Raw genomic sequence first — 11,568 nt, 5'->3', positions numbered from 1 at the left:
TGATGCGGCGCCCGGGCCGCGGCAGGGTGGACCGGTGGACCGGGAAGGGCGCTGAGCACGGGGGAGACCTGGTCGCCCTTCCCGGTCCATCCATGGTGGGGCGCCGGTGTGCCGGGGCCCAGGGCCGAACAGCCCCTCGTACGGGCCCGGGTGGCCCTGTGTGGGGGCCGCCCGGTCGTGGCGAGCGGGGCCCGGGTCCCCTCTGGCCCTCGCGTACGCTGCTGTGCAGGTACGGGACCCGGGGAGCGGCGCAGTCATGTCGGAAGCAACGCAGCACGATCCGGTCTTACCGGGGCCCCACCTTCGCGAACCGGACCGGATGCGCAGTCTGCTCGACGCCGTGATGAGTCTGGGGCGTGGGCTCGAACTGCCGCAGGTGCTCAAGGGCATCGTCGAGGCGGCGGTCACCCTCACCGACGCGGAGTACGGGGCGCTTGGCGTGGTGGGTGACGGGCAGCGGCTGTCGCAGTTTCTGCCCGTGGGCATGTCGGACGCGCTCATGGCCGAGATCGGCCGTACGCCCTGCGGACGGGGCATCCTCGGTGAGCTCATCCGCCGTCCCGAGCCCCTGCGGCTGACCGATCTGAGCAGCCACCCGCACAGCTACGGTTTCCCGGACCACCATCCCCCCATGCGGACCTTCCTCGGGGTGCCGGTCCGGGTCCGTGACGAGGTCTTCGGCAATCTCTATCTCACCGAGAAGCGCGGCGGGGGCTCCTTCGACGCGGACGACGAGGCCGTGTTGACCACCCTGTCCATCGCGGCCGGGGTGGCGATCGACAACGCCCGTATGTACCACGAGAGCCGCCGCCGGGAGCGTCGGCTGGAGGCGCTCGCCGAGATCACCCGCAGCCTGCTGTCCGGTACCGAGGCGGACCGGGTGCTGCAGCTGATCGCCGAGCGCGCGCTGGAGGTCGCCGGGGCCGACAGCGCCGCCGTGCTCCTGCCGGCTCCGGCCGGGCCGGACTTGCTGCGGGTGGCGGTGGCGCACGGTGCGGGCGCCGGCCGGATCGCCGGTCTGCTCGTCCCGGCCGAAGGTTCACTGCCCGGTATGGCCGCGCGCACCGGCCGGCCGGTGGTCAGCGCCGACATCCGGTCCGACCCCCGCGCGTATCCGCTCGGGCTGGGTGACGGGACCGAGGGCGGGACCGAGGACGGGATCGAGGAGGAGTACGGTCCGGCCATCGCCGTCCCCCTCCAGATCGACAGCGGACGCGGTGCGCTGCGGCTGGGCCGGCTGGCAGGCCGGCCCCCGTTCGACGACGCCGAGGCGACCTTGATCTCGGGCTTCGCCGACCAGGCCGTGATCGCCCTCGAACTCGGCCGCCACCGCGCCGAGTCGGAGGAGCTGGCGGTCTTCCACGACCGCGACCGCATCGCCCGGGATCTGCACGACCTGGCGATCCAGCGGCTCTTCGCCACCGGTATCACCCTGCAGAGCGCGACCCGGCTCATCGACCGGCCCGAAGCGGCCGAACGCGTCGGCCGCGCGGTCGACGACCTGGACGACACCATCAGAATCATCCGCTCGACCATTTTCGGGCTGCGCACCACCGGCGACGGCCGGGGCGGTCCGAGCCTGCGCCGCGATCTCACCGAGGCCGTGCGGGGCGCCACCGGCACGCTCGGCTTCGCCCCCTCGCTGCGCATCGACGGGACGGTGGACGCCACCGTCCCGGACGCCCTGGCCGAGCAGTTGCTGGCGGTGGCCGTGGAGGCCCTGAGCAACGCCGCCCGGCACGCCCGTGCGCACCGTCTCGACCTGGTGCTGACCGTGGACGACGCGGTGACGCTGACGGTGACGGACGACGGGGTGGGGGTGGGCGCTGCCCGGCACACCGGCGGGCTGGCCAATCTGCGGGCACGGGCCGAGATGTACGGCGGCCGGCTGACCGTCGGGGCGCCCGCGTCCGGCGGTACCTGTCTGGTGTGGAGCGTTCCTCTGCCGTCTTGAGGAACGGGCACCGGCCGGCGGGGTGTTGCTCAGTCCCCGGTATCCGTTTGGTGTGGAGCGTTCCCCTGCCGCCCTGAGGAACAGGCCCCCGCCACCGGCGTGTTGCTCAGTCCCCCGGCTCCCGGAGCCGTTCGGCGACCATCGCTGCCTGGACGCGGCGGCCCACGCCCAGCTTGGACAGGATGGCGGAGACCCGGTTCTTGACCGTCTTCTCCGCCAGGAACAGCCGGTGGGCGATCTCCCTGTTGGTCAGGCCCTGTCCGATCAGTTCCAGGACCTCGCGTTCGCGGGGTGAGAGCCGGTCCAGCTCCGACGCCGGCGGCTCCTGGGGTGTGTGCTGCCGCGGGCCGCGCAGCCGGGCCATCACCCGGGAGGCCGCCCGCGGGTCGAGCATCGATTCGCCGGCCGCCACGGTGCGTACCGCCTGCACCAGTTCCGAGCCGTTGATCTGTTTGAGCACATAGCCGGCCGCCCCCGCCATGATGGCGTCGAACAGTGCCTCGTCGTCGTCGAAGGACGTCAGCATCAGACAGGGCAGCTCCGGCATCCGGGCGCGTAACTCCCGGCAGACCTCGATGCCTTCGTGGTCACCGCCGGTGCCGGGCCGGCCGCCGAGGCGTACGTCCAGGACGGCCACCTGCGGGCGGGCGGCGGGCACCCGCGCGAGGGTCTGCCGGGCGTCGCCCGCCTCCCCCACCACCTCGATGTCGCCCTCGGCCTCCAGGAGGTCGCGCACCCCGCGGCGGACCACTTCGTGGTCGTCGAGGATGAAGACCCGCAACGGGCCGGGTGGGGTGTGCTGGTTCATGCAGTGCTCGCTCTGTAGCCCGGGGCATACCGGCAGTCGGTCCGCTGACGGATCATCCAGTATGTCCCTCTCCGGTGGCGGTCCGGCATGCGGGACGGGACGTCCCGGCACGAGGGTGCCGTGGCGGAACGGGGCCGCGAAAGGGCCGAAAGGCCCCGGGGAATGGGGCCGTTTGGGCAGGTGTGTCCGGTGCCATACTGGCGCCCCCTTTCCGTCGGACGGGCGGAATCCACGGCGGTCCGCGGCGCCGCCCCGCCCTCCGTCACCGCAGGAGGCCCGTTCATGGAATCCCTCACCGGCACCGTCGGTGGCGAGTACCACGCCCTGCTCGCCCGGCACGACGCGATGCGGCTGCGCAACCGGCTGCTGTCCCCGAGGCGGTCCGCCGAGCCGGACTTATCCCGCCCGGCGCGCTACGACGGTGCCGCCGACCAGCGTCTGATCACCCAGTACCTGGATCTGGTGACCCCCTTCGGCGAGCTGATCGAACACCTCTATGCGGAGATGTTCCGTCGCCGCCCCTATCTGCGGAGTCTGTTCCCCGCGTCGATGGACTTCCAGCGCGCCCATCTCGCCCGGATCTTCCGGTATCTGATCGAGAATCTGCACGACCCGGACGAGGTGGCGGCGCTCTTCACCCGGCTCGGCCGCGACCACCGCAAACTGGGTGTCCGGCCGGTGCACTACCGGACGTTCGAGGCGGCGCTGCGGGTGGCGCTGCGCCGCACCGCCGGCAGCCGGTGGACCGACGCCGTGGAAGCGGCCTGGGTGCGGATGCTGCGGTTCGCCGTCGCGGCCATGGTCGAGGGCGCGGAGGCGACCCTCGCCGAACCCCCGTACTGGCAGGCCACGGTGACCGCCCATGAGCTGCGCCGCCCGGACCTCGCCGTCCTGCGGGTACGGCCCCATGAGCCGTACCCCTACCGGGCCGGGCAGTACGCGGCCGTCGAATCGCCGCTGCTGCCCCAGGCGTGGCGGCCGTACTCCCTCGCCCGCGCACCCCGGCCGGAAGCCGAGCTGGAGCTGCATGTGCGGCAGACCTGCGAGGGCGGGGTGAGCGAGGCCCTGGTGACCCGCACCCTGGTCGGGGACGTCCTGCGGCTGGGCCCCGCGAACGGCACGATGACGCTCGACGACGACGCCCTCGACCGCGATCTGCTGCTGGTGGCCGGCGGTACGGGCTGGGCGCCGGTCAAGGCGCTGGTGGAGGAGCTGGCCGGGCGCCGGCCCGGGGGTGCCGGGCGTCCGGTGCGGGCCGCCCGGGAACGCCGTCGTGTGCAGCTGTTCCTCGGCGCCCGCAGCCGCGACGAGCTGTACGACGCACGGGTGCTTGCGGATTGGGCGGACTGCCGCCCGTGGCTGCGGGTGGTGACGGTGCTCGACGAGGGCGCCGCGGCCGGTGCGTACGGTCCGGTGGCCGAGGCCGTGGCCCGCCACGGTGACTGGTCCGGTCACCTCGCCTATGTCAGCGGCCCGCCCGCGATGGTCGGCGCCACGGTGTCCCGGCTGGCCGCGGCCGGGACACCCGCCGACCGCATCCGCCATGACCCGCTCCTCGACGCCGGCGGGATCCGGCCCGGCCGGCGGAGCCCGGCCAGGGCCCGTTAAGGGCCGAACGGCCCCTGGTGTGCGGTGACCGGTGATCGTCTACTGGGCAGATATGCGTGTGCGGACGAGAGGGAGCAGGTGGTGAACGACACGTCGGCCGGGCGCTGTGCCGCGGCCCGCACCGGGCAGGGTGGGGCAGCCGCCGAGGGGCCGCGCCGCAGTGCAACCCTGCACCGCGCGGAAGCGCTGCGGCTGTTGGGCACGGTCTCCCTGGGCCGGATCGTCTTCACCCGCCACGCGCTGCCGGCCATCCACCCCGTCCCGCACCTCGTGGACGACGGCGACATCGTGCTGCGCACCCACGAGGGCGCCGCACTGACCACCCGGGACCGGCGGGCCGGCGCCGGGGGCGTGGTCGTCGCCTACGAGGCCGACGCCATCGACACCGTTACCCATCTCGGCTGGAGCGTCGTGGTCACCGGCTACTGCCATCTGGTCACCGACCCCGATGCGCTGGCGCGCTACCGGCGCCTGCTGCGGCCCGGGTGGAGCGGGCCGGACGAACACCCCCGGTGGGAGCGGCCGCATGAGCACGTGCTGCGCATCCGGCCCGATCTCGTGACGGGGGTACGGCTCATGGCCTGAGAGCCGTACCGCGGTGTGCGCAGGTCAGACGTACCGCTCCAGGATCGACGACTCCGCGAGCCGCGACAGGCCCTCGCGGACCGAGCGGGCGCGGGCCTCGCCGACGCCGTCGACCGTCTGGAGGTCGTCGACGCTGGCCGCGAGGAGCTTCTGCAGGCCGCCGAAGTGGTCGACGAGGCGGTCGATGACCGTGCCGGGCAGCCGGGGGACCTTCGCCAGCAGGCGGAAGCCGCGCGGCGAGACCGCGGAGTCCAGGGTCTCGGGGGCGCCGCTGTAGCCCAGCGCGCGGGCCACGATGGGGAGTTCGAGGAGCTCGGTGTGGCTGAGGGCGTCCAGCTCGGCGAGCGCCTCGGCGACCGTACGGGAGCGCTTGGCGGTCGGCTCGGGGACGTAGTCGCGGACGACCAGCTCCCGCTCGGGCTCCACGCCGGCGATCAGCTCCTCCAGCTGGAGGGCGAGCAGCCGGCCGTCCGTGCCGAGTTCGACGACGTACTCGGCGATCTCGGTGGCGATCCGGCGGACCATCTCCAGGCGCTGGGCGACCGCGGTGACATCGCGGACCGTCACCAAGTCCTCGATCTCCAGGGCGGAGAGGGTGCCGGCGACCTCGTCCAGGCGGAGCTTGTAGCGCTCCAGGGTCGCCAGGGCCTGGTTGGCGCGGGAGAGGATCGCGGCCGACTCCTCCAGGACGCGGCGCTCGCCGTCGACGTAGAGGGCGATCAGGCGCATCGACTGGCTGACGGAGACGACCGGGAAGCCGGCCTGGATGGAGACGCGCTGGGCGGTGCGGTGGCGGGTGCCGGTCTCCTCCGTCGGGATGGAGGCGTCCGGGACCAGCTGGACACCGGCCCGCAGGATCTTGGTGATGTCCTTGTCGAGGACCAGCGCACCGTCGAGCTTGCACAGCTCGCGCAGCCGGGTCGCGGTGAACTCCACGTCGAGGACGAATCCGCCGGTGCACATGGTTTCGACGGTCTTGTCGAAGCCCAGCACGATCAGTCCGCCGGTGTTGCCGCGCAGGATGCGCTCCAGTCCGTCGCGCAGGGCCGTACCGGGCGCGACGGCGCTCAGCGAGGCGCGCATCAGGCTCTCGGTGGAGGAACTGCCACCGGACCTGCCGGGAGTCGATGCCCGGTCGTTGGCTGCCACTGCACTCCTCCGTCGCAAGGTCTGTCGGTCCGCAGGCCGCCCGGCCCATGCTGTGGTTGACGTACCAGCGGAGCGTACGTGGCCGACAGGCAATTCTGCGGTGACGGGCGAGACCAGGGCAAAGTCTACCGGCGTGCGCCCTCTTCCTGTGGGGCCTCCCGGCGGACCCGCTTGGGCAGCACGCTGAGTGCCTGTCCGACGTCGGCGACCTCCAGCACCCGCATCCCGTCGGGGATCTTGCCGGGGTCGGAGGGGACGAGGGCGTGGGTGAAGCCGAGCCGGGCCGCCTCGGACAGCCGGCGCTGGACGCCCGTGACCCGTCTGACCTCGCCCGCGAGCCCCACTTCGCCGATGGCGACCAGGTTCTTCGGCAGGGGGGTGTCACTGGCCGCGCTGGCCAGTGCGAGGGCCACGGCGAGGTCCGCGGCGGGCTCGGTCAGCTTCACGCCGCCGACCGTTGCGCTGTAGATGTCGCGTTTGCCCAGGGAGCTGATCCGGCCGCGCTGTTCCAGGACGGCGAGCATCATCGAGACCCGGGAGGTCTCCAGGCCGGAGGTGGTGCGCCGGGGGGAGGGGATCTGGGAGTCGACGGTCAGCGCCTGGACCTCGGCGACCAGGGGGCGGCGGCCCTCCAGGGTCACGGTCAGGCAGGTGCCGGGCACCGGTTCGGCGCGGCGGGTCAAAAAGAGGCCGGAGGGGTCGGCGAGGCCGACGATGCCTTCGTCGTGCAGCTCGAAGCAGCCGACCTCGTCGGTGGTGCCGTAGCGGTTCTTGACGCCGCGGACCAGACGGAGCCGGGCGTGCCGGTCGCCCTCGAAGTGGAGGACGACATCGACGAGATGCTCCAGCAGGCGCGGTCCGGCGATGGCGCCGTCCTTGGTGACATGGCCCACCAGGAGGGTGGCCATACCGCGTTCCTTGGAGGCCCGGATCAGTGCGCCGGCCACTTCGCGGACCTGGGCCATACCGCCGGGCGCCCCTTCGATCTCGGGGGAGGCGACGGTCTGCACCGAGTCGAGGATCAGCAGCGACGGCTTGACCGTGTCCAGATGGCCGAGCACCGCCGACAGGTCGGTTTCGGCGGCCAGATACAGATGGTCGTCGAGGGCGCCGATGCGGTCGGCGCGCAGCCGTACCTGGCTCGCGGATTCCTCGCCGGTGACATACAGCGTGCGGTGGGCGTCGGAGGCGGCCTTGGCGGCGACGTCCAGCAGCAGGGTGGATTTGCCCACACCGGGCTCGCCGGCCAGCAGGGCGACGGCGCCGGGGACCAGCCCGCCGCCCAGGACGCGGTCCAGCTCGGGCACGCCCGTGGAGCGGGCGGTGGCCTGCCTGCCGTCGACCTGGCCGATGGGCAGGGCGGCGGTGGTGACGCGGCCGGGCGCGGTCGTGCGCACCGCGGGGGCGCCGCCGAACTCCTCGACCGTGCCCCATGCCTGGCACTCGGGACAGCGGCCGAGCCATTTCGCGGTGGTCCAGCCGCATTCGGTGCAGCGGTAGGAGGGACGCTCCTTGCCCGACGATTTACGCGTTGCCATGGGGTCACCGTAGCGGCGGGGTCCGACAATGCCGCCGGGAGCTCTCGCGGAGGGGGCCCGGCCAAGGTCTTCGGGGGCGGGGGCGCCCGATGCCGGCGGTTGCGCCGACCGAGTGGCGCATACGGAGTGCAGCGCCCGTGTAAAGAGCTATTCGTGTCCCCTTTTGAGGGAGATGGTCACCCGTAAGGGTTAAAAGTGTCCAACGCGAGCAAGCAGGGCTGCATCATCCGCCTACCGTCGCCGGGGTGATGAGCAGCAGGCCCGAGCACCCCACGCACTCCACCGGCGCACACCGGTCGCGCGGCGACGCGCGGCGCCGGAACCGTTCGCAGCCGTCCGAGCGGCCCGGCCCGGACGCCGCGCGCCCCCCGGACGGGAGCCGCGACGGCTACCAGCCCTATCTGGACGGGCTGTTCACCTACTGCCTGTCGGTGCTGTGCGAACACGACGCCGCGACCGCGGTGCTCGGCGAGACGCTCGCGCTCGCCGAGCGGCACCGCGGCCGCCGCCCCGCCGACCCGGCGCTGCACCGCTCCTGGCTCTACGCCCTGGCCCGCTGGGCCTGTCTGCGCCGGCTCGCCGAGCGGACCGTGCCGGCCGCCGGGAAGCCGGGCCCCGGAGCGGCCCGCGAGGCCGAGCGCCGGCAGCGTGAACTCGCCGCGCTGGCCTGGCCGGAGGCCGCGGGCACCACCCCCGAGCAACGCGAGGCGCTGGAGCTCTCGGTGCGCCATCACCTCTCGGCGGACGAGGTCGCCGCGGTGCTCGGCGCCGACCCGATCGCCACCCGCGCCCTGCTGGCCACCGCGTCCTGCGAGGTCGAACGGACCCGGGCGGCGCTGGCCGTCGTCGAGTCCGGCCGCTGCCGTGAGGTCGCGCGGCTGGCGGGCGACACCCAGATGCTGCTGGGCGCGGCGCTGAGCCGCGAGCTGGTGCGCCATGTCGACGACTGCGCCGAGTGCCGGCGGACCGCGGAGCGGGCCACAGCGCCGGGGACCTGGCCGGGCACCGCGCCGGTGCCCCAGGGCACCCTGCCGCTGGTCACCGCGCCCATGGAGGCCGTGTTCGGCGCGCTGGCCGCGGCCCGGCGCGCCAAGTCGGGCCGCGCGGAAGGGGTGGCCGGTGCGGGAGGCGGCGGCCGGGCTAGTGGGGCAAACGGTTCTCCTCGCTATGACCGCAGTGGATTCCCCGTGGGCCCCCCGAAGGACCGGGTGGCCCGCCGGCGCCGGCTGCGCAGCCGGGCGCTGACCACCACCGTGGTCGCCACGGTCGTCGCGGCGCCGGTGCTGGCCCTGTGGGCGGCGTACCGGGGCGGCCCCGCCACCGATGTGGCGGCGGACGACTCGCCCTCGGTGACGGCCAGCGACACGGAACCGGGGCCGCGGCTGGGCGGCCGCCCGTACGAGAACGCCGGCAACGCCAGGACGACACCCGGGCCCGGCTTCACGGCGGGCGACGGGACGCCCGATGTGTCCGTCGAGGTGATCAGCGCGGACGGCACCCCGCAGCGGCCGGGCGGCCGGGCGGAGTCGGGCCCCGGCCGGCTGACCGTCGCCGCCGAGCCCCGCGGCCGGACCACGGTCATCACGCTCAGCGCCTCGGGCGGCACCCCGGTGCGCTGGCGGGCGTCGGCGGGCGCGGCCTGGCTGCAGATGAGTCATACGGCGGGCGCACTGCGGCCGGGCGAGTCCACGACGATCACGGTCTATATCGACCACGACCGGGAGCCGGCGGGCCACTGGCGGGCCAGGATCGCCATCGAGCCCGGTGGCACCGTCGTCACGATGCACGGCCATGGCGTGACCGGCCCGGCGCCCGGCCCGCAGCGTCCGACGTCCCCGCATCCGAAGCCGACCCCGCCGGCCCCGAAGCCGACGCCCACGACGACCCCGACGTCCCCGTCGCCCACGCCCACGCCCACGCCGCCGAGTCCGACGCCGAAGCCGACCGGCCCGGACCCGTCCTCGACACCGTCGAACACGACGCATCCGGCCCGCTGAGCGCACCCGGGGCCGCCGGCCCCGGTGGGTCCCGGCGGCCCCGGGGTGCGCCTACTTCTGCGGCTTCTGCGACTTCTTCGGGGGCCGGGGGTCCGCCGGATGCGGCGCCATCGGCAGCGTCGCCGCCAGCCGCTCCTCGCACAGCTCGGCGAGCTTGGCGTAGCCCTTCTTGCCCATCAGCTCGGTCAGCTCGGGCTTGTAGGTGACGTAGACCGGTTCGCCCGCGCCGTGCGCCGAGGTCGCCGACGTGCACCACCAGTGCAGGTCATGGCCGCCGGGGCCCCAGCCGCGGCGGTCGTACTCGCCGATCGTCACCTGCAGGATCTGGGTGTCGTCCGGCCGGTCGATCCAGTCGTAGGTGCGCCGGACCGGCAGCTGCCAGCAGACGTCCGGCTTGGTCTCCAGGGGCTCGCGGCCCTCGCGCAGCGCGAGGATGTGCAGCGAGCAGCCCGCACCGGCCGGGAAGCCGGGGCGGTTCTGGAAGATGCAGGAGCCCTCCCAGCGCCGGGTCTGGCGGTCGCCGTCCTCGTCCTCCTCGATCCAGCCGGTCTGGGTGCCCACGTCGTGGTACTGCCACAGGTCGGGCGTGAGCCGTGCCACATGCTCGGCCACCCGCTTCTCGTCGTCGTCGTCCGAGAAGTGCGCGCCGAGCGTGCAGCAGCCGTCGTCCGCCCGGCCGGCCTGGATGCCCTGGCAGCCGCTGCCGAAGATGCAGGTCCAGCGGGACGTCAGCCAGGTCAGGTCACAGCGGAAGAGCTGCTCGTCGTCGCCCGGGTCCGGGAAGGTGACCCAGGCGCGGGCGAAGTCGAGCCCGACCTCGTCGGCCGGGGCCCGGTGCCCCTCGGCCGCCTGGGCGCGCCGCTTTTCTTCCTTCTTGAGCGCTTTTTCGTGCTTCGCCTTTTTCGTCTTTGCCACGACTCCAGCGTAAGGGGGAGCGACGGGTGCGGACCGCGCCGACAGGAGCGGACGGCGCGCGCAGTAGGTTTCCCCGTATGAGACTCGGTGTCCTCGATGTGGGTTCGAATACGGTCCATCTCCTGGTGGTGGACGCACACCCGGGCGCGCGCCCGCTGCCCGCCTATTCGCACAAGGCGGAGCTGCGCCTGGCCGAACTCCTCGACGGGGCCGGGGCGATAAGCGATCCCGGAGTGGAGCGTCTGGTGGCCACCATCCACGAGGCGCTGCAGGTGGCCGAGGACAAGGGCGTCGAGAGTGTGCTCCCGTTCGCCACGTCGGCGATCCGCGAGGCCACCAACGGGGAGGACGTGCTGCGCCGGGTCGCCCTGGAGACCGATGCCGAGCTGCAGGTGCTCTCCGGTGAGGACGAGGCACGGCTCACCTTCCTCGCCGCCCGCCGGTGGCTGGGCTGGTCCGCCGGCCGGCTGCTGGTGCTGGACATCGGCGGCGGCTCGCTGGAGATCGCCTACGGCCTCGACGAGGACCCGGACGTGGCGGTGTCGCTGCCGCTGGGCGCCGGCCGGCTGACCGCGGGCGACCTGCCCGGCGACCCGCCGGACTCCGACGACGTCCGGACGCTGCGCCGCCGGGTGCGGGCCGAGATCGCCAAGGTGGTGAGCGAATTCAGCCGCTACGGCACCCCCGACCAGGTCGTCGGCACGTCCAAGACCTTCAAGCAGCTGGCCCGGATCGCGGGCGCCGCGCGCTCCGCTGAGGGCCTCTACGTCCAGCGTGAGCTGACCCGCAAGAAGCTGGAGGAGTGGGTGCCGCGGCTGGGCGCGATGTCCGCGGAGGAGCGGGTGGCGCTGCCGGGAGTGTCCGAGGGGCGCTCGCGGCAGCTGCTCGCCGGGGCGCTGGTCGCCGAGGCGGCGATGGACCTGTTCGGGGTCGAGACGCTGGAGATCTGTCCGTGGGCGCTGCGCGAGGGCGTCATTCTGCGGCGGCTGGACCACCTGCCGTAGGGCGTGTCCC

Annotated in this window: 9 protein-coding genes; 5 read left to right on the top strand and 4 right to left on the bottom strand. The window is 73.7% G+C overall.

All coding sequences use genetic code 11. The features are described 5' to 3' along the window. Window positions 1-319: 319 nt before the first annotated feature. A complete protein-coding gene (locus SLV14N_RS16895) occupies window positions 320-1,954 on the top strand; it encodes a GAF domain-containing protein (RefSeq protein ID WP_263273191.1) in 1,635 nt (544 codons plus the stop codon). 106 nt (window positions 1,955-2,060) lie between these two features. Here the strand turns inward: SLV14N_RS16895 and SLV14N_RS16890 are convergent, their stop codons facing one another. After that, window positions 2,061-2,762, bottom strand: a complete 702-nt coding sequence (locus tag SLV14N_RS16890; protein ID WP_263269935.1) for a response regulator transcription factor — start codon at window positions 2,760-2,762, stop codon at window positions 2,061-2,063. Between the two features lie 282 nt (window positions 2,763-3,044). Between SLV14N_RS16890 and SLV14N_RS16885 the strand changes: the two genes are divergently transcribed. Together SLV14N_RS16885 and SLV14N_RS16880 are read left to right on the top strand one after the other, a co-directional pair. Then, complete coding sequence (locus tag SLV14N_RS16885; protein WP_263269933.1) at window positions 3,045-4,370, top strand: globin domain-containing protein; 1,326 nt, start codon at window positions 3,045-3,047, stop codon at window positions 4,368-4,370. Window positions 4,371-4,538: 168 nt separating this feature from the next. Continuing rightward, window positions 4,539-4,955, top strand: a complete 417-nt coding sequence (locus SLV14N_RS16880) for a pyridoxamine 5'-phosphate oxidase family protein (RefSeq protein ID WP_263273189.1) — start codon at window positions 4,539-4,541, stop codon at window positions 4,953-4,955. Window positions 4,956-4,979: 24 nt separating this feature from the next. On the opposite strand, the gene disA is transcribed toward SLV14N_RS16880, so the two are convergent. Both disA and radA read right to left on the bottom strand, forming a co-directional pair. Continuing rightward, complete coding sequence (disA, locus tag SLV14N_RS16875) at window positions 4,980-6,104, bottom strand: DNA integrity scanning diadenylate cyclase DisA (RefSeq protein WP_026170238.1); 1,125 nt, start codon at window positions 6,102-6,104, stop codon at window positions 4,980-4,982. 125 nt (window positions 6,105-6,229) lie between these two features. Then, window positions 6,230-7,642, bottom strand: coding sequence for a DNA repair protein RadA (gene radA, locus SLV14N_RS16870; RefSeq protein WP_263269931.1), 1,413 nt, complete (start codon window positions 7,640-7,642; stop codon window positions 6,230-6,232). Between the two features lie 248 nt (window positions 7,643-7,890). Between radA and SLV14N_RS16865 the strand changes: the two genes are divergently transcribed. After that, entirely contained in the window at window positions 7,891-9,639 is a 1,749-nt protein-coding gene (locus SLV14N_RS16865; protein WP_263269929.1) for a sigma-70 family RNA polymerase sigma factor, read from the top strand. Window positions 9,640-9,690: 51 nt separating this feature from the next. Here the strand turns inward: SLV14N_RS16865 and SLV14N_RS16860 are convergent, their stop codons facing one another. Further along, window positions 9,691-10,554 (bottom strand): hypothetical protein, encoded by an 864-nt coding sequence (locus tag SLV14N_RS16860; RefSeq protein WP_208681699.1) that lies wholly within the window; start codon window positions 10,552-10,554, stop codon window positions 9,691-9,693. A 77-nt stretch (window positions 10,555-10,631) separates the two neighbouring features. Here SLV14N_RS16860 and SLV14N_RS16855 point away from each other — a divergent pair, with 77 nt between their 5' ends. Continuing rightward, window positions 10,632-11,558, top strand: a complete 927-nt coding sequence (locus tag SLV14N_RS16855) for a Ppx/GppA phosphatase family protein (protein WP_208681698.1) — start codon at window positions 10,632-10,634, stop codon at window positions 11,556-11,558. Window positions 11,559-11,568 lie beyond the last annotated feature (10 nt).

The organism is Streptomyces sp. Je 1-4 4N24 (genome assembly GCF_026239515.1).
In the GTDB taxonomy this organism is placed as follows: Bacteria; Actinomycetota; Actinomycetes; order Streptomycetales; family Streptomycetaceae; genus Streptomyces; species Streptomyces nigrescens.
The sequence above is the reverse complement of the archived record's forward strand: the minus strand, read 5'-3'. Positions and strand labels throughout refer to the sequence as shown.